The 23,503-nt window shown below is 73.1% G+C and carries 22 protein-coding genes; 12 read left to right on the top strand and 10 right to left on the bottom strand.

What is annotated here, in order from left to right; all coding sequences use genetic code 11:
- Positions 1 to 173: TetR family transcriptional regulator (locus ACWDYF_RS12395; RefSeq protein ID WP_451584278.1), on the bottom strand; the 173-nt coding region annotated here is incomplete at its 3' end.
- Positions 174 to 373: 200 nt separating this feature from the next.
- Between ACWDYF_RS12395 and ACWDYF_RS12390 the strand changes: the two genes are divergently transcribed.
- The gene (locus ACWDYF_RS12390) at positions 374 to 1,816 is read left to right on the top strand and encodes an aldehyde dehydrogenase (RefSeq protein ID WP_018565446.1); all 1,443 of its coding nucleotides are present in this window, start codon (positions 374 to 376) and stop codon (positions 1,814 to 1,816) included.
- Positions 1,817 to 2,002: 186 nt separating this feature from the next.
- Positions 2,003 to 3,541: an MDR family MFS transporter gene (locus tag ACWDYF_RS12385; protein ID WP_389465152.1), complete on the top strand. Its 1,539-nt coding sequence runs from the start codon at positions 2,003 to 2,005 to the stop codon at positions 3,539 to 3,541.
- 96 nt (positions 3,542 to 3,637) lie between these two features.
- Here ACWDYF_RS12385 and ACWDYF_RS12380 read toward each other — a convergent pair whose 3' ends face one another.
- The 7 genes from ACWDYF_RS12380 to ACWDYF_RS12350 form a co-directional block, all read right to left on the bottom strand.
- On the bottom strand, positions 3,638 to 4,708 hold the full coding sequence (locus tag ACWDYF_RS12380; protein WP_381742035.1) for a FecCD family ABC transporter permease: 1,071 nt from the start codon (positions 4,706 to 4,708) through the stop codon (positions 3,638 to 3,640).
- Positions 4,705 to 5,709 carry a FecCD family ABC transporter permease gene (locus tag ACWDYF_RS12375; protein ID WP_389465156.1) on the bottom strand — a complete coding sequence of 335 codons (1,005 nt, stop codon included), beginning with the start codon at positions 5,707 to 5,709 and terminating at the stop codon, positions 4,705 to 4,707. The genes ACWDYF_RS12380 and ACWDYF_RS12375 overlap by 4 nt, the downstream gene beginning before the upstream one ends.
- A gap of 38 nt (positions 5,710 to 5,747) precedes the next feature.
- Positions 5,748 to 6,791 (bottom strand): ABC transporter substrate-binding protein, encoded by a 1,044-nt coding sequence (locus ACWDYF_RS12370; RefSeq protein WP_389465160.1) that lies wholly within the window; start codon positions 6,789 to 6,791, stop codon positions 5,748 to 5,750.
- A gap of 161 nt (positions 6,792 to 6,952) precedes the next feature.
- Positions 6,953 to 8,122, bottom strand: a complete 1,170-nt coding sequence (locus ACWDYF_RS12365) for a hypothetical protein (RefSeq protein ID WP_389465162.1) — start codon at positions 8,120 to 8,122, stop codon at positions 6,953 to 6,955.
- 198 nt (positions 8,123 to 8,320) lie between these two features.
- A complete protein-coding gene (locus tag ACWDYF_RS12360) occupies positions 8,321 to 9,577 on the bottom strand; it encodes a cation:proton antiporter (RefSeq protein ID WP_389465165.1) in 1,257 nt (418 codons plus the stop codon).
- Positions 9,578 to 9,581: 4 nt separating this feature from the next.
- The gene (locus ACWDYF_RS12355; RefSeq protein WP_018565439.1) at positions 9,582 to 10,052 is read right to left on the bottom strand and encodes a cation:proton antiporter regulatory subunit; all 471 of its coding nucleotides are present in this window, start codon (positions 10,050 to 10,052) and stop codon (positions 9,582 to 9,584) included.
- A 169-nt stretch (positions 10,053 to 10,221) separates the two neighbouring features.
- Positions 10,222 to 11,046 (bottom strand): NPP1 family protein, encoded by an 825-nt coding sequence (locus ACWDYF_RS12350; RefSeq protein WP_389465167.1) that lies wholly within the window; start codon positions 11,044 to 11,046, stop codon positions 10,222 to 10,224.
- Between the two features lie 246 nt (positions 11,047 to 11,292).
- Here ACWDYF_RS12350 and ACWDYF_RS12345 point away from each other — a divergent pair, with 246 nt between their 5' ends.
- Both ACWDYF_RS12345 and ACWDYF_RS12340 read left to right on the top strand, forming a co-directional pair.
- Entirely contained in the window at positions 11,293 to 12,537 is a 1,245-nt protein-coding gene (locus ACWDYF_RS12345) for a cytochrome P450 (protein WP_389465172.1), read from the top strand.
- Between the two features lie 23 nt (positions 12,538 to 12,560).
- The gene (locus tag ACWDYF_RS12340; RefSeq protein ID WP_389465175.1) at positions 12,561 to 13,583 is read left to right on the top strand and encodes an alpha/beta hydrolase; all 1,023 of its coding nucleotides are present in this window, start codon (positions 12,561 to 12,563) and stop codon (positions 13,581 to 13,583) included.
- Positions 13,584 to 13,644: 61 nt separating this feature from the next.
- On the opposite strand, the gene ACWDYF_RS12335 is transcribed toward ACWDYF_RS12340, so the two are convergent.
- Positions 13,645 to 14,445: a GNAT family N-acetyltransferase gene (locus tag ACWDYF_RS12335; protein ID WP_382851173.1), complete on the bottom strand. Its 801-nt coding sequence runs from the start codon at positions 14,443 to 14,445 to the stop codon at positions 13,645 to 13,647.
- A 174-nt stretch (positions 14,446 to 14,619) separates the two neighbouring features.
- Here ACWDYF_RS12335 and ACWDYF_RS12330 point away from each other — a divergent pair, with 174 nt between their 5' ends.
- The 4 genes from ACWDYF_RS12330 to ACWDYF_RS12315 all read left to right on the top strand — a co-directional run bounded on the left by ACWDYF_RS12330 (position 14,620) and on the right by ACWDYF_RS12315 (position 17,644).
- Complete coding sequence (locus ACWDYF_RS12330) at positions 14,620 to 15,588, top strand: AraC-like ligand-binding domain-containing protein (protein WP_389465180.1); 969 nt, start codon at positions 14,620 to 14,622, stop codon at positions 15,586 to 15,588.
- A 126-nt stretch (positions 15,589 to 15,714) separates the two neighbouring features.
- Positions 15,715 to 16,338, top strand: a complete 624-nt coding sequence (locus ACWDYF_RS12325; protein ID WP_389465183.1) for a flavoprotein — start codon at positions 15,715 to 15,717, stop codon at positions 16,336 to 16,338.
- A 55-nt stretch (positions 16,339 to 16,393) separates the two neighbouring features.
- Positions 16,394 to 16,660 carry a hypothetical protein gene (locus tag ACWDYF_RS12320; protein WP_389465186.1) on the top strand — a complete coding sequence of 89 codons (267 nt, stop codon included), beginning with the start codon at positions 16,394 to 16,396 and terminating at the stop codon, positions 16,658 to 16,660.
- A gap of 111 nt (positions 16,661 to 16,771) precedes the next feature.
- On the top strand, positions 16,772 to 17,644 hold the full coding sequence (locus tag ACWDYF_RS12315; protein WP_389465189.1) for an AraC family transcriptional regulator: 873 nt from the start codon (positions 16,772 to 16,774) through the stop codon (positions 17,642 to 17,644).
- Between the two features lie 5 nt (positions 17,645 to 17,649).
- Here the strand turns inward: ACWDYF_RS12315 and ACWDYF_RS12310 are convergent, their stop codons facing one another.
- Positions 17,650 to 18,603, bottom strand: coding sequence for a carbohydrate kinase family protein (locus ACWDYF_RS12310; protein WP_389465192.1), 954 nt, complete (start codon positions 18,601 to 18,603; stop codon positions 17,650 to 17,652).
- Between the two features lie 310 nt (positions 18,604 to 18,913).
- On the opposite strand from ACWDYF_RS12310, the gene rfbB reads away from it, so the two are divergent.
- From rfbB to ACWDYF_RS12290, 4 genes are all read left to right on the top strand, one after another.
- Entirely contained in the window at positions 18,914 to 19,945 is a 1,032-nt protein-coding gene (gene rfbB / locus ACWDYF_RS12305; RefSeq protein ID WP_389465195.1) for a dTDP-glucose 4,6-dehydratase, read from the top strand.
- Between the two features lie 301 nt (positions 19,946 to 20,246).
- Positions 20,247 to 21,959 carry a carbohydrate-binding module family 20 domain-containing protein gene (locus ACWDYF_RS12300; protein ID WP_389465198.1) on the top strand — a complete coding sequence of 571 codons (1,713 nt, stop codon included), beginning with the start codon at positions 20,247 to 20,249 and terminating at the stop codon, positions 21,957 to 21,959.
- Positions 21,960 to 22,069: 110 nt separating this feature from the next.
- Positions 22,070 to 22,363: an SCO0607 family lipoprotein gene (locus ACWDYF_RS12295; protein WP_018565427.1), complete on the top strand. Its 294-nt coding sequence runs from the start codon at positions 22,070 to 22,072 to the stop codon at positions 22,361 to 22,363.
- 278 nt (positions 22,364 to 22,641) lie between these two features.
- On the top strand, positions 22,642 to 23,451 hold the full coding sequence (locus ACWDYF_RS12290) for a glycerophosphodiester phosphodiesterase family protein (protein WP_389465203.1): 810 nt from the start codon (positions 22,642 to 22,644) through the stop codon (positions 23,449 to 23,451).
- Positions 23,452 to 23,503: the final 52 nt, after the last annotated feature.

The following is a 23,503-nucleotide window of genomic DNA, read 5'->3' as shown; positions in this document are numbered from 1 at the left end:
GCTTCGCGGAGCCGGGCGTCGGTGATGGCGTCCTCGACGGCGGCCAGGCGGGAGTGGTGGATGGCGGCCAGGAGGTCTTCGCGGGAGGCGAAGCGGCGGTAGACGGTGCGGCGGTCCACTCCTGCCTCGGCGGCGATGCTCGCGATGCTCGCGCCCGGGTCGGCGGCGAGCATCCGTGCCCCGGTGGTCAGAACGGCTTCAAGATTGCGTGCTGCGTCGGCTCTCATTCCATAAAAGTACCTCTGGTGGGACAGCTCTAGCCTTTGCGAGTCACACTTATGTCTATCTAACACTGAGAAGTGCTACAGTCATGGGACAGATAGCGAAGCACTCGCAGGGTGTCGGATCCTGCGGAACCGAAGGAGCGATCGTGATGATCACGTATGACCGGCTGTTCGTGGCGGGAACCTGGACCGAGCCCAGCGACGCGGAGCTGCTGGAGATCGTGTCGCCGCACGACGGATCGGTGATCGGGCGGGCGGCGCAGGCGCGGCCGGCGGACATCGACCGTGCGGTCGCGGCGGCGCGGGCCTCGTTCGACGCCGGTGTCTGGTCGTCGGTGGCCCCCGCCGAGCGGGTGGCGGTGCTGCGCCGGTTCAACGCGCTGCGCGAGGAGAACGCGGAGCGGGTCGCGGAGCTGATCTCCCGGGAGAACGGCTCGGCGCTGTGGTTCACCAAGGCGGGCCAGCCGGGGCTGACGCGGCAGGCGAACGCGTATCTGAAGGCGGCCGAGGAGTTCGGCTGGGAGGAGACCCTGACCCCGTCGGACCCGGCGTCCCCGGTGCGCAGCGTGGTGCGCAGGGAGGCGGTCGGCGTGGTGGCGGCGGTCATCCCGTGGAACTCCCCGTTCTCCTCGGCCACTTCGAAGATCATCCCGGCGCTGCTCGCGGGCAACTCGGTGGTGCTGAAGGTGTCTCCGGAGAACTCGCTGAGCATGGGCTTCCTGGCCGAGCTGCTGGAGCGCGTCGGGCTGCCCGAGGGCGTGATCAGCGTGCTGCCCGCGGACCGGGAGACCAGCGAGCACCTGGTCTCGCACCCCGACGTGGACAAGATCGCGTTCACCGGCTCGACGCGGGCCGGGCGCCGGATCGCCTCGATCGCCGGTGAGCAGCTCAAGCGGGTCTCCCTGGAGCTGGGCGGCAAGTCGGCCGCGGTGATCCTGCCGGACGCGGACATCGCCACGGCCGTCGCCGGACTGAAGTTCTCCTCGCTCCTCAACAACGGCGAGGCGTGCATCGCGCAGACCCGCATCCTGGCCCCGCGCGAGCGCTACGAGGAGGTCGTGACCGCGCTCAAGGACCTGGTGGAGTCCCTCAAGGTCGGCGACCCGAGCGCCCCGGACACCTTCATCGGCCCGATGATCCGCCGCGACCAGCAGCAGCGGGTCATCGACTACGTCGAGCTGGGCATCCGGGAGGGCGCCCGCCTGGTCACCGGCGGCCCGCAGGTCCCGGCCGGTCTGGAGGCCGGCTACTACGTCACCCCGACCGTGTTCGCCGACGTCGACAACTCGATGCGGATCGCGCAGGAGGAGGTCTTCGGGCCGGTCCTGGTCGTCATCGCCTACGACGACGAGGACGACGCCGTCCGCATCGCCAACGACTCCGAGTACGGCCTGTCCGGCGGTGTCTGGTCCGCCGACGAGGCACACGCCCTGGCCGTGGCCCGGCGGATCCGCACCGGCACGGTCACCGTCAACGGCGCCTCGGTCGGCTTCGACGGCCCCTTCGGCGGCTTCAAGGCCAGCGGCATCGGCCGCGAGTACGGCTCCGTCGGCCTCGGCAGCTACACCGAGTACAAGACCGTCACCGTCTGACCCGCCCCGCGCCCCGTCCCCTTCGGCGCTCCCGCCCCCGGCAGCCCCCCACTTCCGTACGGCACCCGCGTACCGCACGCGGCCGGACCGGACGACACCTCCGGCCGCGCGCACCCCTCTCTCCCCCCTCCTCTCCTCTCTTCTCCTCCCCTTCCCTCTTCCGCTCTCTCCCGAAGGACCCCTCCGATGTCCGAGGCACAGCCCTCACCCGCACCCGGAGCACGCGGCGTCGCCGCGGCCATGAGTGCCCTGATCCTCGCGGTCCTGCTGGCCGCCCTCGACCAGACGATCGTCTCGACCGCACTGCCCCGCATCGCCGAGGACCTGAACGGGTTCGACGACATCGCCTGGGTGAGCGCGGCCTATCTCCTGGCCTCCACCGCGGTCACCCCGCTGTGGGGCAAGCTCGGCGACATGTTCGGGCGCAAGCGCCTGTACCTGGCCTCCACCTCGATCTTCCTCGTCGCCTCCGTCGCCTGCGGCCTGGCGCAGAACCTGCCCGAACTGATCGGCGCGCGCGCCCTCCAGGGGGTGGGCGGCGGCGGCATGATCGTGCTGACCTTCGCGCTCGTCGGCGACATCGTCGCGCCCGGCGAACGCGGCCGCTACCAGGGCCTGTTCGGGTCCGTCTACGGTGTCGCGAGCATCGTCGGACCGCTGCTCGGCGGCATCTTCACCGACCAGCTCTCCTGGCGGTGGGCCTTCCTGATCAACCTGCCCATCGGCGCGGTCGCCCTGGTCATCGCCGCCCGTGTGCTGCCCGCCGGTGCCAAGGGCGCCAAGGCCCGTATCGACTACGTCGGTTCACTGGTGCTGGCCGCCATCGCCACCGGCATCGTCCTCGTCACCTCCTTCGGTGAACGCTGGGGCTGGACCTCGCCGGCCATCCTCGGTCTGGTCCTGGCCACGGTCGTCCTGGCCGTGCTCCTGGTCCCCGTCGAGCGCCGCGCCGCCGCCCCGGTGCTGCCGGTGGCCATGCTCACCTCCCGCACCGTGGTGTTCTCCTCGCTGATCGGCTTCGTGGCCAACGCCGCCATGTTCAGCGTGCTGGTCTACCTGCCCACGTACCTCCAGATCGTCGACGGGGTCTCGGCCACCCTGTCGGGCGTGCATCTGCTGCCGCTGGTCGCCGGACTGGTCGTCAGCCAGTCCCTGGCCGGGCGCTGGGCCGCCCACGCCGGACGGCTGCGCCTGATCCTGGTCTCCGGTCTGCTCGTCAACCTCGCCGGGCTGCTCCTGCTGGGCACCGTCGGCACCGGCACCGGCACCGTCGTCCTCGGCGTCTACTTCCTGATCACCGGCGTCGGCATGGGCATGGTCCCGATGGTCGTCCTGACCACGGTGCAGAACAGTGTCCCCGCCGCCGACCTCGGCGCCGCGAGCGCCGTCGTCACCTTCGCCCGCTCGATCGGGGCGGCCTTCGGTGTCGCCGTCTTCGGCACCCTGCTCTCCACCGGCTTCGCCCACGGCGTCCGCGCCCTGCCCACCGGCGGCGGCTTCGACCCGTCCCGCCCGGACTCCATCGGGCGGCTCCCCGGCGCGCTCCGCGACACCGCCCTGGACGCCTTCGCCCACGCGACGGGCACCGGCTTCCTGTGGATCGCGCCCACCCTCGCGGTCGGCACCGTCCTCGCGCTCGCCCTCGGGCGGCCCCGCGCGGCCACGGCACCGGTCACCGGCAGCGCCGCCGCCGCGGACAGCGACGACCGGGCGGCGGTCGCCTGACCGGGCCCGCGCGCCCCTTCCCCCGGCCGGCGGTGGAGCGGGCGCGGAAACGCCGACGGGACCGGACCTCAAGAGGTCCGGTCCCGTCGGCGCGCTTCAGGAGGCGGCGCCCCGCGACCGCCGCCCGGTGCGGGCGATCAGCCACATCAGATACGGCGCCCCGACCGCCGCCGTGAGGACGCCCACGGGCAGTTCCACGGGGTGGAAGAGGCGCCGGGCCAGCAGGTCGGCGACCACCACGACGAGCGCGCCGGTCAGCGCCGAGGACACCAGCGGGATCTGCGTGGTCCGGGTGAGCCTGCGCGCGATCTGCGGGGCGAGCAGGGCGACGAAGTCGACGGGCCCGGTGGCCCCGGTCGCCACCGACGTCAGGACGACACCGAGCGCGGTGAGCCCGAGCCGGACCCCGTTCAGGCGGATGCCGAGGGCGCGCGCGGTGTCGTCGCTCAGCGACGCGCCCCGCTGGGCGCGGGACGCCCACACCACCGCGGGCAGCGCGCAGAGCAGGACGAGGGCGAGCGGGCCCGCCTGGTCGTAGCCCCGGCTGTTGAGCGAACCGGTCAGCCACACCTTCGCCTGCTGGGCCACCACCACATCGCCCTTGGTGAGGACCAGTTGTGTCAGCGAGCCCAGCGCCACCGACACACCGATGCCGATGAGCACGAACCGCGACGCGTGCAGCCCGCGCCGCCAGGCGAACACATACACCAGCAGCGCGGCGGAGAGGCCGCCCGCCACCGAGACATAGGGCAGCGCGTCGTGGGCGACCAGGCCGAAGCTCATCGCGGTCACGGTGGCGAGCCCCGCCCCGTGGGTGACCCCGATGACGTCCGGACTGGCCAGCGGATTGCGGGCGACCGTCTGGATCGTCGCGCCCGCGATGCCGAACGCGGCGCCCGCGAGCAGCCCGACCACCAGGCGCGGCAGCCGCAGCGTCCCCACGACCAGCTCGTCCGGGCTGGGCTGCCCGAGCACCACCCGGACCACCTCGCCCGGCGCGACGAAGGACTCGCCGGTGCACAGGTACGCCACACAGGCGCACGCCAGCAGGACGGCCAGGGCGCCCGCGACGAGGACCGCCCGGCGGTGCACGAGGACACTGGCCCGCCGCACCCGCAGCGCGGCGTGCCCGGCGGGCGCGTAGGACACGGATCCGGCGCGGTTCACGCGGCCACCGCCGCGCGCCGCCGGACGAGGGCGATGAGGAACGGCACACCGAGTACCGCGGTCATCACGGCCACCGGGACCTCCGAAGGGGGGAAGACGACGCGGCCCAGCACGTCGGAGCAGAGCAGCATCACCGGCCCGAGCAGCGCGGCCAGCGGCAGCACCCAGCGGTGCGAGGCGCCGACCAGGGCGCGGGCCAGATGCGGGACGGCGAGGCCGGTGAAGGCGATCGGGCCGACCGCGGCCACCGCCGCGCCGGTCAGCACGGTGGCGCCGAGCGCGCCCAGGGCCCGTACCCGGACCACGCGGTGGCCCTGCGCGCGGGCCGCCTCGTCGCCGAGCGCGAGCGCGTCGAGCCCGCGGGCCAGCAACACCACCAGCACCGCACCGGCCAGCAGGAACGGCCAGATCTCGGAGACGACCGCGCCGCCGCGCCCGTCGAGCGAACCGACCTGCCAGAACCGGAACTCGTCCAGGACACGGGCCCGGGTGGTGGCGACGCCGGAGACCACCGAGGCGAGGAACGCGTTCATCGCGGCCCCCGCGAGCGCCAGTTTGACGGGGCTCGCCCCGCCCCGGCCGCCGCTGGCGACGGCGTAGACGGCCACGGCCGCGACGACGGCGCCCGCGAAGGCGAACCAGACGTAGCCGGTCGTCGAGTGCACGCCGAAGAAGGCGATGGCACACACCACACCGGCCGCGGCGCCCTGGCTGACACCGAGGACGCCGGGCTCCGCGATCGGGTTGCGGGTGATGCCCTGCATCACCGTTCCGGCGAGGGCGAGCGCGACGCCGACCAGGACACCGAGCACCGTGCGGGGCACCCGCAGGGCTCTGACCACCTGGGCGTCGTCACTGGTGCCGCCGTGCAGCAGGGCCTGGAACACCGTGCCGGGCGCGATCTGCCGGCTGCCCACCGCGAGGCTCAGCAGGACGGAGCCCAACAGCAGGATCGTTCCGGCAAGCAGCCAGGCCGCTCGGCGGCGGTTGGGGGGCGACATGGGCCGCGCTCACTCTCTCTCGTCCGGATCGGTCCGGGTCAGGGCTTCAGATACCTCTGGAGGTCGTCCAGGACCGAGTCGGCGGCGGTGACCCCGAGTCCGAGGTACCAGGTCTCGTCCGGTACGTCGTAGGCGTGCCCCGCCTTGACCGCCTTCAGGTTCTTCCACAGCGGGTTGCCGCGGGCCTTGCTCCGGGAGGTGGCGTCCGGGTTGCCGTAGACACCGCTGAAGATGTAGTCGGCGTCGGCCTTGTCGATGTTCTCCGCGCTGATCTCGGCGGCCAGGTCGGCGATGTCCTGGTTCTTGGGCCGCGGCACACCGATGTCCTTCAGGATCGTCCCGATGAACGAGTCGTTGGCGTACAGCCGGATCACACCGTTGGGCATGTAACGCACCATGGACACCGACGGCTTGTGCGCGCCGAGCTTCGCGCCCAGCTCGTGGGCCCGCTTCTCGTACGCGGCCAGCGCGGCCTTCGCCTGCGCGGTGCGGTCCAGCGCGGCGGCGTTCAGCAGGTAGTTCTCCTTCCAGGTGAAGCCGGGCCGGATGGAGAAGACGGTGGGCGCGATCTTCGACAGCTCGTCGTAGGAGTCGGCGGCGCGCAGCTGGCTGCCCAGGATGAGGTCCGGCTTGAGCCCCGCGATCGCCTCCAGGTTGAGGCTGTTGATGGTGCCGACGCTCTTGGGGGCACCCGCGCCCTTCAGGTACGAGGGCAGGTGCGGCGAGCCCTCGGTGTAGGCGACGCCGACCGGCTTGATGCCGAGGGAGACGACGTTGTCCAGCTCGCCGACGTCCAGGACGACCACGCGCTCGGGCTGCTTCTTGAGTTCGGTGGTGCCCATCGCGTGCTTGATGGTGCGCGGCCACTGACCGGGCTTGGCGTCGGTGCCCATCGCCGCGGTCTTCTGGGCGGCGCTCCCGAACTCCTTGCCGCCCTTCGCCACCGACTTCGAACCGCCTCCGGCGGAGGAGCTGGAGGAGGACTTGTCGCCGGAGGAGTCACCGCCGCCGCACGCGGAGACCGACAGAGCGGCGACGACAGCGAGAGCGACAGCGACGGGGGCGCGGCGCCGAAGGGACATGTGCACTCCACAGGGGACTTTGCAGCAGTAAGGATAGGTTCACCTTACATGGGCCATGTGTGTCCGCCATGAGCTGCCTGTCACCCTCCCACCTGCACCGTTCGGCCGGTTCCGGCGGGTCCGGGGGTGTCGCGTCCGGACCCGCCGGAACCGGCCGGGGTTCAGGCCGTGGCCGCTTCCGGCTGGGCCTGCGGCTGTGCCGGGGCGGCCGGGGACTGCGCGGCGGCGTCGTTGGCCGTGTAGAAGACCGACGTGCCCTGCTTGGAGCGGTGCGCGTGGTTCTTGGCCACGAGCCCCTCCAGGGTGGTGCGGACGACGGTGGTCTTGACGCCGCGTTCCGGGTGGGCCTTGTCGAGCGCGGCGGTGACCTCCGCCGCCGAGCGCGGCTCGGTCTGCTCCGTGAGGTGACGGCGGACCAGTTCCACCAGCGTGGGCTGACCGGCCCCGGCCCCGGCCCCGGCCTTGGCCGCGGGCTTGGCGGTGGCCTTCGTGGTGGCCTTCGCGGCGGACTTCGTGGCGGCGGGCTTGGCGGCCGTCGACTTCGTGTTCGCGGGCTTCGCGGTCGCGGACTTGGCGGTCGAGGGCTTGGCGGTGGTCGCCTTGGTGGCCGCCGTCTTCGAGGCGGCCGGCTTCTCCGCCGTGGCCTTGTCTCCCGTGGCCTTCTCCGGAGCGGACTTCTCCGCAGCAGCCTTCTCCGTGGCGGGCTTCTGAGCCGCGGACTTGGACGCCGCCGCCTTCTTGCTCGTGCCACGGGCCGGAGCGGCGGCCTTCTTGCCCGCCGCGGGCTTGGCGGCGGACTTGGCCGTGTCGGTCTTGGTGGCGGCGGCCTTGGCCGTCTCGGTCCTGGCCGTGCCGGACTTGGCTTCCGGCTGGGCCGCGTCCGTGCCGACCGCGTCCGTCTTGGCGGCGGCCTTCGTGGCGGTCTTCGTGGCGGTCTTCGCCGGGCCGGACTTCGCGCCGCCGGGCTTGGCCGTACCCGCCTTGGCGGAAGACGCCTTGGTGGCGGTCGCCTTGGCGGCGGCCGACTTGGTCGCGCCGGTCCTGGCCGCGGCCTTACGGCGCGGGGCGGGCACGGTGCCGGTGGCCGGCTCCGGGGCGGCCGCCGAGGGTGTCTCCGACGCCGCGCGGTCCGAGGCCGAGGCGGCCTTGCCGAGCGCCTGCTGCATGTTCACCAGCACATCATGGTCACGCCGCAGCACCGTCAACTGCTCCTGCAAGGAAGCGATTTCGGCGCTGATACGGTCCTGCTCCCGCAGGTTGCGCTCCAGATCCCCGGTCACCTGTGCGGTGTACTGCGCCGCCAGGTCGGGCGAAACGGTGGGTTCGGGCATGGTGTTGGCCTCTTCTCGTGGTGCCGCGGTTGGCTGGGACGCGACTTGACGTCGAATTGTGGATTATGGGCCATGCGGCTGGTGGCAGCGTAGTGGATCGGGCAAAGAGGCACCTTTCGAAGTCACGGGACACGGCCGGGGGGCCGGGGTGTTCTGACACTTCCCCGGCCCCCGACGCACATGCCTCGTCGTGTCCGCTCAGGACGGATCGGCGGTGTCGTGCCGGTGTTCCACCGCGGTGCGCGGACCCGGCACCGTGGCGACCTCGGCGCTCTCCTCGCGCACGGGTCCCCGCTCGCGCCGCATGGCGACCAGGCGCCGCGCCAGCGGCTCCGTCCAACGCGCGGTCAGCGGACCGAGGATGACCAGGATCAGCACATACGCCGTGGCCAGCGGGCCGAGCGAGGCCTCGGTGCCCGCGGTGACCGCGAGCCCGGCGATGACGATGGAGAACTCACCGCGGGCGACCAGGGTGCCGCCCGCACGCCAGCGGCCCTTGGCGGAGATGCCCGCCCGCTTGGCGGCCCAGTAACCGGTGGCGATCTTCGTCAGCGTGGTGACGGCGGCCAGGGCGAGGGCGGGCAGCAGCACCGGCGGGATGTCCGCGGGGTTGGTGTGCAGTCCGAAGAAGACGAAGAACACCGCGGCGAACAGGTCGCGCAGCGGCGACAGCAGATGGTGCGCGCCCTCGGCGACCTCACCGGACAGCGCGATGCCGACCAGGAAGGCACCGACCGCGGCGGACACCTGGAGCTGCTGGGCGACACCGGCGACCAGCAGGGTCAGGCCCAGCACGACCAGGAGCAGCTTCTCGGGGTCGTCGCTGGAGACGAACCGGGAGATGTGCCGGCCGAAGCGGACCGCGAGCAGCAGCACCAGTCCGGCGACACCGAGGGCGATGCCCAGGGTGACACTGCCCGCCGCCAGACCGCTGCCCGCGAGCAGGGCCGTCACGATGGGCAGATAGACGGCCATGGACAGGTCTTCTAGGACGAGGATGCTCAGCACGACGGGTGTCTCGCGGTTGCCGAGCCGTCCCAGGTCGCCGAGCACCTTCGCGATGACTCCGGAGGAGCTGACCCAGGTGACACCGGCGAGCACGACGGCCGCGACCGGTCCCCAGCCCAGCAGCAGTGCCATGAGGGCACCGGGCAGCGCGTTGAGGGTGGCGTCGACGAGACCGGCCGGGTACTGGGTCTTGAGGTTGGAGACCAGGTCGCTGGCGGTGTACTCCAGGCCGAGCATGAGCAGCAGCAGGATGACGCCGATCTCGGCGCCGATCGCCACGAACTCCTCGCTGGCGCCCAGCGGCAGCAGCCCGCCCTCCCCGAAGGCGAGACCGGCCAGCAGGTACAGGGGGATCGGGGAGAAGCGCAGCCGCCCGGCGAACCGGCCGAGCAGACCGAGCCCCAGGAGGATCGCACCGAACTCGATGAGGAAGACAGCGGAGTGCATGTGCTCACTCCCGCCCGAGTATTCCGGCGGCAGCCTCCACGCCTTCGTGGGTGCCGATGACGATCAGCACATCACCGCCGGCCAGCCGGAAGTCGGGCCCGGGGGAGGGCACCGCCTCGGCCCGGCGCAGCACGGCCACGATGGACACCCCGGTCCGGGTGCGCATCTGCGTGTCGCCCAGCAGCCTGCCGTTCCAGTACGAGGTGGCGGACAGGGTGATCCGTTCGGCCACCAGTCCCAGTTCGGTGGTCGACAGCAGGTTCGGACTGTGGTGGGTCGGCATCAGGGCGTCGATGAGGCTGTCCGCCTCGCCCGGGGTCAGCCGTACCGACAGCGCGCAGGCGTCGGCGTCGTCCTCCTGGTAGGCACTGAGCGTCCGGGTGCCGTCCCGGTGGGCCACCACCGACAGCCGGCGCTGCTCCCGGGTCGTCAGGTCGTACCGCGTGCCGATCCCCGGCAGCGGTGTGTTGCTCATGCGTACAGCTCCCACGCTCTGTCTCCCTCGTTCGTCCCGCGGCTTGACCGATTCTTTGCCAACCGCCTGGGACACCCTAACGACCGGACTTCGCGCATGGGGAGGCCGGTCGCCGGGCCGGGGAGGGGGACGGACCTGTGAAGGGGGCCGTGACCTGGTGCGAAGCGCCTCAGGCGTTCGGGTCGAAGGGGATTCCGGAGGGCATGGAGTGGGCGAGGGCGTACGCGAAGTCGCCGTCCTTGATCTTGATGGTGGCGGCGCCGAAGTCCGCGCCCATCAGCTTGTCGCGCAGCCCCGCGGGATAGCCGTTCCAGCCGACCAGGCGCGGGAAGAACCAGCCGCCCGTGACGTTCTCCGGGGGATCGTCGTTGGTGTTGGCGAACCGGAAGCAGTGCGTGGAGACGCCGTCCTTGTGATAGACGATCTTGGGGTGGGTGCCGTCGAACCGCACCGACGAGGCGGCGGCCACCTGATAGCCGGAGTGCTGGGACACCGAGACGAAGCGCACCTGGTTGTCGTTGATCCACACCACCACGTGCTCCCAGTCATGGGTGTGCCCGATGGCCGCGGGGCCCAGCGTGGCCTGGTCCTTCTCGAAGTAACTGGCGTACACGACCGCGCACCAGCCGTTGTTGCACTTCTCCCGCGAGTACGTGTTGGCGTTGGCCAGTTGGGGGTAGTCGTGGCAGTGCCCGTTGACGTCGCCGCCGAGCCGCAGCCCCGGGTTGAGGGTGCCGTCGGCGCCGATGGCCGCCGTGGCGTAGCAGCCGTCGCCGTCGTAGTCGTAGGCGGGGGAGAAGGTCTGCTCCAGGCCGTCGGCGTTCTGCGGCAGCAGGGTGAGGACGGCAGCGTCGGCGCTGCCGGGGAACGCCACGGCCAGGGCCAGCGCTCCGAGCAGGGCGGGCACCAGGGCGAGACGGCGGCGCGGGGCCCGCCGCGGCGACCGGCCGCGGACCCGTGCGGTGTTCCTCCTGGACGACGCGATGCCGCGCATACCAACTCCTGGGCCGTGGGACGGAAGCGAAGGAGGCGCTGAACTCCAGGAAGCGGAACCGGTCGTGACGCGCCATCAAATTAGCCGCCGCCCGGCGGGCGGCGCAAGGGTGTCGGGACCCGGCCGGACGACCCGCGGGCACATAAGGTGTTTGCGAAATCTGTGTGACACATGTTTCCGTTCAGTGGGACCGCCCGCCCAGGGGGCACACCTCGACCGCCATATCTCAGGAAAGGTCACACACATATGACACCCTCCGGCCCGTCCCCGTCCCCGTCCCCGTCCCCGGCCGCGTCGCCGTTCCCGGCCGCCCGTGCACCCGGCTGCCCCTTCGACCCGCCGCCGCTCTACGCGCGGCTGCGGCAGGAGGCGCCCGTCCGGGTGCGGATCTGGGACGGGAGCACCCCGTGGCTGGTCACCCGCCACGACGACATACGCGCCGTGCTCGGCGACCCCCGTTTCAGCGCCGACCCCTCCCGGCCCGGCTTCCCCTCGCCGAGCGCGGGCTTCAAGGCGCTGGGCGCCGCCGAGGTCCAGGCGTTCGTCACCCGGGACGATCCCGAGCACGCCCGTCAACGACGCATGCTGACCGGGTACTTCACGGTCCGGCGGACGGCCGCGCTGGCGCCCCGCATCCAGGAGATCATCGACGGGCTGCTGGACCGCATGGCGGACACCGGCCCGCCGTCCGACCTGGTCGAGGACTTCGCGCTGCCGATGCCCTCCCTGGTCATCGGCGAACTGCTCGGCGTGCCCCCCGCGGACCAGCCGCTGTTCCAGCGCGCGGCCCGCGCGATGATCGCCCGGGACAGCGGCGTCGCCGAGTTCACCGCGGCCCGCACCGAACTGGCCGATTATGTGGCGGAGTTGATCGCCCACAAGGACCGGTCGCCGGGCGACGACCTGCTCAGCTCCCTGATCGTGGAGCGGGTGCGCGGCGGCGCCCTCGACGCCGCTCTCCTCGTGGAGATCGCCGTGTCCCTGCTCGTCGCCGGGCACGAGACGACCGCCAACATGACGGCGCTCGGCACCCTCGTCCTGCTCGGCGACCCGGACCGGCTCGCCCTCGTCCGCGACGGCGAGGACCCCGCCCGGGTGGCGGCCGCCATCGAGGAACTGCTGCGCTACCTCACCATCACACACAGCGGACTGGCCCGCGTCGCCACCGAGGACGTCGAGGTGGGCGGCCGGCCGGTCCGTGCCGGTGAGGGCGTGATCGTGGCGAACGCGTCCGGCAACCGCGACGCGGCCGTCTTCGCCGACCCCGACCGCTTCGACCCCGCCCGCACCGACGTCCGCCGCCACCTCGCCTTCGGGTACGGCGTCCACCAGTGCCTCGGCCAGAACCTGGCCCGCACCGAACTGCAACTCGCCTACCCCGCGCTGCTGCGCCGGTTCCCGGACCTGCGGCTCGCGGTGGACATCGGCACCGTCGCGTTCAAGGACGACATGCTCATCCACGGCGTCCATGAACTGCCGGTCACCTGGTGACATCCCCCCGCACGGAGGACCCCATGCACCACCCCTTCGCCTCCCACCCCCGCAACCGCCCCGCCCCGGCCGGACCGCCGGTCCCGTTCGACCCGGAACCCGCCGCCTTCCTGGACGGCCCCGCCGTCCCGCCCGGCGCCGAACCGTCCTCGCCGGCCGACGTCCCCCGCTGGCGCGACCTGCTCGCCCGGACGTCCCCCGACCCCACGGACGAGGAACTGCGCGACGGCGGCGCGTTCGAGGTGCATGAGCGGTACGTGCCCGGCCCCGCCGGAGCGCCCGCCGTCCCGGTGCTCGTCGCCCGCCCCGCCGGGGCGCCCGCCGACGCGCCCGTCGTCTGCCATCTGCACGGCGGCGGCATGATCGGCGGCACCCACCGCACCGGAGTCGCCGGCATCCTGCGGGAATGGGCGGCGCCGCTGGGCCTGGTGGTGGTCTCCGTCGGCTACCGGCTCGCGCCCGAACACCCCTACCCGGCCGGTGTGGAGGACTGCTACGCGGGCCTGCGCTGGACGGCCGGGCACCTCGGCGGCTCCGGCGGCGGCCCGCGGCGGATCGTCCTGGCCGGCGGCAGCGCGGGCGGCGGCCTGGCCACCGCGGTCGCCCTGATGGCCCGCGACCGGGGCGGCCCCGCCCTCACCGGCGTCCTCGCGATGTGCCCCATGCTCGACGACCGCAACGACACCGCCTCCGCCCGCCAGATGACCGGCCGCGGCGTATGGGACCGGTACGCCAACGACGTGGGCTGGGCGTGCCTGCTGGGCGAGGCCCGCGGCAGCGCGGACGTACCGCCGTACGCGGCCCCCGCCCGCGCCACCGACTGGTCCGGACTGCCGCCGTTCTACGTCGACGCCGGGGCGGCCGAGACCTACCGCGACGAGACCATCGCCCTGGCGGACGCGCTCTGGCGGGCCGGCGGCGACGCCGAACTGCACGTCTGGTCGGGCGGCTTCCACGGCTTCGACCAGCTGGTGCCGGACGCCGCCGTCTCCCGTGACGCCCGCGCGACCCGCGTGCGCTGGCTGCGCCGGATCCTCGCCCGCTGAGCCGCCCCGCCCGGCCGGTCCCCGCGCGGGACCGGCCCGGCCGGTGCGCCCGGCGGCCTGCTCAGCCCTGGAGGGCGTAGAAGTGCATCGGGGAGTTCGGGCGGAAGCCGATGCGCGGGTAGACGGGCGCCCCGGCGACCGTCGCGTGCAGCGTGGCGCGGGTCAGGCCGGTGGCCCGCGCGCCCTCGTGCAGCGCCTTGCGCGTCACCGCCTCGCCGTAGCCCCGGCGCTGCCACTCGGGGTCCGTGGCGACGAGCACCACGAACAGGCGGCCGTCCGCCTCCACGGTGGCCGCGCACGCCACCGGGACACCGTCGCGCAGTGCCAGATACGCGTACACGTCCTCCTTCCACAGAGCGGAGCCGAGCAGCCCGTCACGACCGTCCTCCAGCGGGAATCCGTAGGCGCGCGAGTTGAGGTCGGCGTAGGCCCGCAGATGGTCGTCCGTGGTCACCCTGGCGAACGTCAGCTCGGGGTGGGCCGGTTCCGGCAGCGGCAGGATGTCCCCGGCCATGCCGGTGCCGGGGAAGGCGTGCACGAGGCCCGCCCGCCCGGCCGCCGCGGGCAGCGCCGCGCGGGCCGCGTCGTCGAGCAGGTCCTCGAACACCCAGAGGAAGCCCGGGTGCTCCTTCTCCCGCATGATGTCCGCCGCCCGGCCCAGCCGCTCGGCCAGCAGGTCCGCGTCCGCGCCGACGTCCGTCAGCGTGACGGCGTTCCAGAAGGCGAACCGGCAGTCGGCCCAGCGGACGGCGATCCCCGGCAGATCCCGTACGTCCGCCGCCGGATCCCGGTCGAGCACCATCGCACGCCACACGGAGGCGAGCTGCTCCATGGATTCGATCGAGTCAGCGAGATCCGCCACTGGACCACCTCATTGCCTTGATGTGCAGAAACTCTCCGAGTACAACACGGCCGCCGGCCGCGCCGTGGTTCACACACATGCCGTGCCTCACAGCCGCCGACCGCCCGATCGCGAGGGACGGCGCGCTAGGTTCGGTGCCGACAGGGGCAGCCGGTCGGGGAGGTGCGGGGCACGGTGGAACGCGGTGCACGGGTGGTCAGGTCGACGGCGGACGTCTGCGAGACGGACGCGTCCGCCTACTGGACGGACGCGGTGTGCAGCGCGTTCGTCCCGGTCCGGGTGTGCCCGACCGCACCGGCACCGCTGCACGGCCGGGTCGAGCACGTCAACCTCGACGGCCTCGGATTCACCCTCGTACGCTCCGGCGCCCAGCGGGTCGACCGCACCCGTACGCTCATCGCCCGGGGCGGCGGCGACGACGTCCTGGCCAACATCCAGCTCACGGGCGAGGGCCGCGTCGGGCAGGACGGCCGGCGGGCGCTGCTGACCCCGGGCGCCATGACCCTCGTCGACAGCACCCGGCCGTACACCCTGGAATTCACCGGGCCGTTCTCCCAACTGGTCGTCCAGGTGCCGCGCGACCGGATGGCCCGCCGCTCCCTCGCGCGGGCGACGGCGGTGGCCCTGGACCCGGACGGACCGGCGCGGCTGGTCGCCGACTTCCTCGTCGGACTCGAACGCCGGCAGCGCGCCGATCCGCGCGCGGCGGCCTCCCTGGTGCCGCACGCCGCGGGACTGCTGGACTGCGCGGCGGGCTGGGCCCAGGAGGCGAGCCCGGGGCGGGCGTCCGCGAGCGCGCTGACCCGGGAACGCGTCCACGACGTCCTGCGCCGGCACGCCCGGGATCCGCGCCTGGACGCGGACACGGCCGCCGCCGCGTGCGGGATCTCCCGGCGGACCCTGTTCCGCGTCCTCGCCGAGCACGGCGAGTCCTTCGGCGCGCTGCTGCGGACCCTGCGCGTCGACCACGCCCGGCGGCTGCTGCGCGCGGCACCGGAGCGCACGGTGGTCTCGGTGGCGTACGCCTGCGGGTTCGGCGGCGAGTCGCAACTGCACCGGGCCTTCCGCGCGGTCACCGGTCTCACCCCCGGCGCCTACCGCGCCGGAGCGGTCCTCGCGGCGGACGGCACGGATCGTCAGTAGCCCCGGCACGCGGAGCCGGTCGGAGCCCGCCACCGCTGCCTAGGCTCGGCGGCACGGCGGCACGGCCCCCTTCCCCCGGCCGCCGTCCCCTCCCCGTTCCCCGTCACGAGAGCACCAGGATCCGCGATGAGCACCACCACAGAGACCACCGCACCCGCCGAACCGTCCGCCTTCGGCGGCAGGCTGCTGATCGGCGCGACCGGCGCGGGCGCCGTCGCCCTGCTCCCCGCCTACCTCTCCGCGCTGCGCCCCCACTTCACCGGCACGGTCACCGTCTTCATGACCCACACCGCGACCCGGTTCCTGCCGCCGCACACCGTCGCCCTGTTCGCCGACCGCGTGGTCACCGGCGAGTCGGCGGACACCTGGCCGCGCGACAACCATGTGAGCCTGGCGGCGGAGCACGACCTGGTCACCGTCCTGCCCGCGACCGCCCACACCCTCTCGGCGGTGGCCACCGGAGCCGCGCCGCACCTCCTGGCCGCCACCGTCCTCCAGGCCACCGCCCCGGTGGTGTTCTTCCCGGTGATGAGCGCCGAGATGTGGGGCACGGCGGCCGTACGGCGCAACATCGCGCAGCTCCGCGCGGACGGCCACGAGATCGTCGACCCCGTCCGGGGCAGCCGCTACGACGTCGGCCTCGGCACCTTCGTCGAGGGTCCCCTGCCGGTGCCTCCGCCGCGCTTCGTGGCGGAGGTCCGCACCCGCCTGGAGGCCCGCACCCGGCAGACGGCACCGGCGACGGCATGAGGCCCGCGCGCGGGACGCGGCCCCGTTGTCAGTGGCGGCTGCCACCCTGTGCCGTATGGACGAGCAGGACTTCATGCGGGGCCGGGTCTACGGAGCCGATCACGAGGACGCCGCGCCCCGGAGCGGGCGGCGCTACGCGCAACTGGTGGCCGGGCCGCTCGACGGCCTGCTGCTGGACGTCACCGACCGGCCCGCGCACACCCGCGCGGACGGTGTCGTCCTGCGCACCGAGATAGGCCGCTACGGGCCGGGCGGCCGGACCTACTACGCGCCGCGTCCCACCGACCCCGACCGCTTCGACTGGCGCGGTGACCTGCCCTGAAGGGCGCCGCGGCTGCGCCGCCCACCCGACTTCATCGGGCACGGAATGTCGGGTCGGCCGCCCGGCCCGCCGCCTAGCGTGAAGCGCACAAGGAACGGAAGGGGACCCGGAGTGCTGGAGCGGCTCAACCAGGCCATGGAACACATCGAGGAGCACCTGTCGGACTCCGTCGACGTGGCGGTCCTGGCGCGGATCGCGGCCACCTCGGAGTACCACCTGCGCCGGATGTTCTCCTCGCTGGCGGGCATGCCGCTGTCGGAGTACGTGCGGCGCAGACGGCTCACGGTCGCGGGCGCCGAGGTGCTCGCCGGGCGCGCGGCGCTGCTGGACATCGCGGTGCGCCACGGCTACGGCTCGGGGGAGGCGTTCGCACGGGCGTTCCGCGCCATGCACGGCGTCGGACCCGGCGAGGCCCGGCGCACCGGCTGCGCGCTCGTCTCCCAGCCCCGGCTGTCCTTCCGGCTCGTCGTCGAAGGAGAGAGCAGCATGCGCTATCGCGTGGTGGACCGGCCGGACTTCACCGTCGTCGGTTTCAGGGCCCGGCTGCCCCTGGTGCACCTGGGGCCGAACCAGCCGATGACGGAGTTCGTCCGGGGGCTCGGCAGCGGGGCCCTGGAGCGGCTGGCGAAGCTGTCGGACCAGGAGCCGCGGGGGGTGGTCGCCGTCTGCGACGGCATCGACCCCTCGCGGACCGAGGGCACCGAGTTCGACTACTACCAGGCGGCGGTCACCTCGGCCGCCGTGCCCGAGGACATGACCTCGCTGCCGGTCGCGGCCGGCACCTGGGCGGTGTTCAACGCGTCCGGCCCGGCACCCCGGGCCATCCAGGAGCTGTGGTGGGACGTGTTCACCCAGTGGTTCCCCTCCAACCCGTACCGCAGCCGTCCCGGACCCGAGATCCTGCGCGTCCGGCCCCAGGAGGGCGGGGCCGGGGCCGGGGCCGACGCCGAGCTGTGGCTGCCGGTGGAGCGGGAACAGGGCTGAACCGCTCAGCGTCCGGCCGGGACGGCGCGCGCGGTGGCCGCGCGCAGCCCCGGCAGGCCGATGAACTCGGTGTGGGTGCCCGCGCTGCCGCACGCGAACGCCCCGGCCACCGCGCCCGCCCGCACACACTCCTCCAGCGGGCGCCCCTCGAAGAGGAAACAGAGGAACGCGGTGACGAAGGCGTCGCCCGCGCCGTTGGTGTCCACCACCGGGCGCTCGGGACGCACCGCGGGGAAGTGCCGGACGCGGTCCTCGCCGCGCACCAGCAGACGGCAGCCGTCGGCGCCGTCCGTGGCGACGGCGAACCGCGCCCTGCCCTCCCCGACGACCGAGCGCAGCACCGCCTCCACCCGGCCAGGGAGCGCCGCCGCGCTCAGGAAGACGTAGTCGGAGGCGAGGGCGTACGTGCGGTGGTGCGGATCGAGTCCGTCCCAGTCGTGCAGGTCCGTCGAACTGGTCACGCCCAGCCGGTGGATGTCCTCGTACATGTCCCGGTTGTGGCCGACGATCGACAGATGGACGTGGGCGGCGCGCTCCAGGAAGGGCAGGTAGAAGTCGCGCGGCAGCCGCAGCCCGGCGGGATGCCGTCCGTCGTAGAAGGAGAACCGCCGTCCCGCGGGGTCGACGAGGTTGGCGGCGCGCGGGGTGCCGTGCGGGGAGACGACATGGCTGAAGTCCAGGCCGTGGCGCGCGTAGTGGGCGAGCACCGTCCGGCCCTGCGGGTCGTCGCCGAGGAAGTCGATGAACTTGGTCCGCAGGCCCAGCGCGTGCCAGCCCAGCGCCACCCCGTTGCCGGTGTGTCCCACGTAGTCCCGCAGCGGCTGCACGTAGACCGAGTCGCCCGGCGGCACCCGCAGTTCGGGGACCCGCACGACGGTGTCGACCCCCACCCCGCCGACCACCAGCACGTCGTAGCCGTCCCTGTGCCGCTCGGCGGCGGCCCGTCCGGAGCCGGTCATGTGCTCACCCCTTCGCTGCCGGGAGCGAGTCAACCTCAAGAACGCCCCGCCTGCAATGAGTTGCGGAAAATTTCAGAAACAGCTTGCCGCGGGGGCGAAGTTGAGGGCGAGGGCGGGGGTGGGGCCGTGTCGGGGGCCGGAGCCGGGGCCGGGGCCGGGGCCGGGGCCGTGTCGCCGGGGACGCCGTGACCTCGGGCTCGCGTATCGTCGGGGCGGTGGTGATCCGCGCGGGAGCCGTCGGGGGCGCCCCCGCTCTCCCCGGGGCCCGCCGCCCGTGCAACGGCGACCACAGCAAGGTGCATCTGTTCCCATGACCTCCCGTGTCCTCGTCACCGGCGGAGCCGGCTTCATCGGCTCCGCCTACGTCCGCGCGCTGCTCGGTCCGTCCGGGCCGCCCGGGGCGCGGGTGACCGTGCTCGACAAGCTCACCTACGCGGGCAGCCTCGCCCGCCTGGAAGCGGTGCGGGGCCACAGCGGGTTCACCTTTGTGGAGGGCGACGTGTGCGACGCGGCGACCGTGCGACGGCTGGCCGCCGGATGCGACGACATCGTGCACTTCGCGGCGGAGTCGCACGTGGACCGCTCGATCGAGGACGGCTCCGGCTTCACCCGCACCAATGTCACCGGCACCCAGACCCTGCTCGACGCGGCGCTGCGGCACGGCGTGCGCACCTTCGTGCAGATCTCCACCGACGAGGTGTACGGGTCCCTGCCCGAGGGCGCCGCCCGCGAGGACGACCCGCTGCGCCCCAGCTCGCCCTACGCGGCGTCCAAGGCCGCCGCCGACCTCATCGCCCTCGCCCACCACCACACGTACGGCCTGGATGTCAGGGTGACCCGCTGCACCAACAACTTCGGGCCCTGGCAGCACCCGGAGAAGGTGGTCCCGCGTTTTGTGACCGCGCTGCTGACCGGCGGGAACCTGCCGGTGTACGGCGACGGCGCGCAGGTGCGGGACTGGCTGCACGTGGACGACCACGTACGCGCGGTGGAGCTGGTGCGCACCGGCGGGCGGCCGGGGCGGATCTACAACGTCGGCGGCGGGACCGCGCTGGCCAACCTGGACCTCGCGCACCGCCTGCTCGACCGGTGCGGCGCGGGCCCCGACCGCATCAGCCATGTCGCGGACCGGCCGGGGCACGACCGCCGCTACGCCGTGGACGACGGCCGGATCGCCGCGGAACTCGGCTACCGGCCCCGCGCCGGGTTCGAGTCCGCGCTGACCGCGACGGTCGACTGGTACCGCGCCCACCGGTCCTGGTGGGAGCCGCTGCTGACGGCGCGCGGAGCGGGGGAGAGCCCGGGAGCTTCGGGCACTCCGGCCCACCGGCCGGGCGCGTAGGGGCCGTTCGGCTGCCCGGCCCCGCGGCCGGGGGCCGGAGTGCGGTGAAACGGCGACGAACATAGCAGCGCCGACATTCTTGCGAAAGACCTTGCGGCGGTCCCGGGCGTGCTTTCGCCTGCCTAAAGGGAGTCTCTGCGCGAAGGGTTGACCGGTGCGGAAGTAGCGCCGTACGGTCACGGCCGCAAACTCTTGCAGCAAGAACCAGCATGCGGCAGGAGTCCGCACGGCCTGTTCCGGCAAGGCGCGTTGCCGTGCGAGGCCACTCCGGTGTCACCCCCACCCACGAACTGGAGGAACCATGGCCAGAAGGACCGTGGCCGCCGCGCTCGCCGCCCTGGCGGGAGCCGCTGCGGCCGTCACGGCGCCCGCGCCGGCGCAGGCCGCCGCGCCCGGCGGCAAGGACGTCACGGCGGTGATGTTCGAATGGAACTTCGCTTCCGTCGCCAAGGCGTGCACCGACGAACTGGGCCCCGCCGGATACGGGTACGTCCAGGTCTCCCCGCCCAACGAGCACATCCAGGGCAGCACCTGGTGGACGGCGTACCAGCCGGTCAGCTACCGGATCGGCAGCAAGTTCGGCGACCGCGCCGCGTTCAGGAGCATGGTCGGCACCTGCCACGCGGCCGGTGTGAAGGTGGTCGCCGACAGCGTGATCAACCACATGGCCGACGCCTCCGGCACCGGCACCGCCGGGTCGTCGTTCAGCAAGTACGACTACCCCGGCACCTACTCGGCCGCCGACATGGACGACTGCACCTCGCCCGTCACGAACTACGCGGACCGGTGGAACGTCCAGCACTGCGAACTGGTCGGCCTGCCCGACCTCGACACCGGCGAGGAGTACGTCCGCAGGACGATCGCCGGATATCTGAACGACCTGCTCTCGCTGGGCGTCGACGGTTTCCGGATCGACGCCGCCAAGCACATCCCCGAAGCGGACCTCGCGGACATCAAGTCCCGGCTGACCGACCCCGGCGCCTACTGGAAGCAGGAGACCATCGGCGCGGCCGGTGAGGCGGTCCAGCCGTCCGAGTACTACGGCACCGGCGACGTCCAGGAGTTCGGCTACGCCTACGACCTCAAGCGGGTCTTCGACAACGAGAACCTCGCCGAACTGAAGAACTTCGGTACGGCATGGGGACTGCTCCCCTCGGACAAGGCCGCCGTGTTCGTCACCAACCACGACACCGAACGCGGCGGCGGCACCCTCACCTACAAGGACGGCGCCCGCTACACCCTCGCGCACGTCTTCATGCTGGCCTGGCCCTACGGCTCGCCGGACGTGCACTCCGGCTTCGAGTTCAGCGACAAGGACGCGGGCGGACCCCGGGACGGCCAGGTGAACGCCTGCTACACCGACGGCTGGAAGTGCCAGCACGCCTGGCGCGAGATCGCGGGCATGGTCGGGTTCCGCAACACCGCCGCAGGCGCCCCGGTCACCGACTGGTGGGACGACGGCGGCAACCGGATCGCCTTCGGCCGCGGCGACAAGGCGTACGTCGTCATCAACCACGAGGGTTCCGCGCTGACGCGGACCTTCCGGACCTCCCTGCCCGCCGGTGACTACTGCGATGTGCAGAGCGGCAGGGGCGTCACCGTGGACTCCGCCGGGCAGTTCACCGCCACCCTGGGCGCCGACACCGCGCTCGCCCTGCACACCGGCGCCAGGACCTGCGGCGGTTCGGCCGGCGGCGGTGACGGTGACGGCGGGACCACGGCCACCGGGGCGTCGTTCCATGTCGGCGCGACCACCCGGTGGGGCCAGAACATCTATGTCACCGGCGACAACGCCGCGCTCGGCGGCTGGGACCCCGCCAGGGCCCTGAGGCTGGACCCGGCGGCCTACCCGGTCTGGAAGCTCGACGTCGCGCTGCCCGCCGGAACCGCCTTCCGGTACAAGTACGTCCGCAAGGACGCCGACGGCCTCGTCACCTGGGAGAGCGGCGCCGACCGCACCGCCGCCGTCGGCACCACCGGACTGCTCGCGCTGAACGACACCTGGCGCGGCTGACCGCCCCGGGCGCGGGTACTCAGGGATCCCCTGAGTACCCGCGCCCATGTGCCGCGCGGTGCCGCCGACAAGACTGGCGCGGAGACTTCCGGCCACGAGGAGACATCACCATGCGCCACGTCCGACGTGCGGCCGCCCTGGCCGCGATAGCGGCCACGGCCTTCGGCACGCTCACGGCTTGTTCGATGCAGGACGCCGTCTGCGGTGGCGGCGAGTACCCGGTCGCGCCGGTGGGCAGCACCGGCGGCGCCTGCGTCCCGAAGGACGAGGAGCCGCCCAAGGGCTACGTCCGCTACCCCGAGGGCAAGGTGCCCGAGAAGGTCGGGGACACCTGGGACCAGTACTGGGAGACCCATGTGGTCGACCGGGACGGCACCGTCAGGAAGGCCCCCGCGGACGAATAGCCCCGGCCGCGGGGCGGGTCGCCGGAGTCCGGATCCGTGGACGGGCCCGCCGCACCGGGGCACGCGGAAGACCGCCCCGTACTCGCGCAAAAGTCCTCACACATAGGCGACTTGACCGATTCCTCGTATGCTGCGGCGAGACCTCCGGTCCGAACTGTCGTGCGGTTTTCCGCCGGGGGTGCTCCGGCCGCCGCCGCGGCCGGGGAGACGACGACCGGCGTGCGCGCGCCGGGAACACGACATGAGGTGGGGACATGCCGGGAGCAAGGACCTGGGGAGTGACCGCCGCTTCGGCGGTCCTGCTGTGCTGCACCCTTCAGGCGGGGCCCGCGGACGCGGCCGCCGCCGCGCTGCCGCTCTGCCCGACCGTCTTCGGACACGGCGGCTACCCCACGGGAGCCGACCCGTGGGACCGCGACCAGGTGCGCCAGCCCAACCACCCCACGGGCCTCGCCCAGCAGAAGAGCTGGGGAGCGGGCGGTGTGGAGGGCGACCTCCAGCTCACCCGGGACGGCACCAAGGGCGTGATGTGGCACAACACCACGACCAACGGGCTGACCGGCACCCGCAAGCCCGTCACGGAGCTGTGGTGGGCCACCGGAGCCGACCAGCTCAAGGGGCGGACGATCACCCGCGGCCCGTACAAGGGCGAGACCGTCCACACCTTCCGCGCCTGGCTCGACGACGCCAAGGCCAAGAACATCACTCCACTGGTGGAACTCAAGGGCGAGGCCGAGCAGTCGCTCCTCAACAGCGACGCGGCCGTCCGGGAACGGGCCTGGGCCGAGGTCGTCGCGCCCATGAAGGAGCGCATAGCCGACCAGAAGATCATGATGTACACGCACGACAGCGCGCTGAAGCCCGAACTCGACAAGCGCCTCAAGGCGGCGGGTCTCGGCGCCGCCCTCACCGGCCACCCCAGCTGGATCGACGGCGTCGACTGGGAGGAGCCGCCGCCCGCCGCCGCCGGGAACCACGCGGCCTGGCAGGCGGCCTGGACACGGCTGGGCTCGCCCACGACCCGGGTGTCGGTCGCCACCTCGTACACCAAGGACCTCACGGCCTGGCTGAAGGGCAAGTGCGTCTGACGCTCCCGGCGACGCCTCGGGCGACACCCCGGGGGGCACCTCTCGCGGGCGC

Source organism: Streptomyces sp. NPDC003284, assembly GCF_053589675.1.
This window is presented reverse-complemented; position numbering and strand designations above follow the sequence as displayed.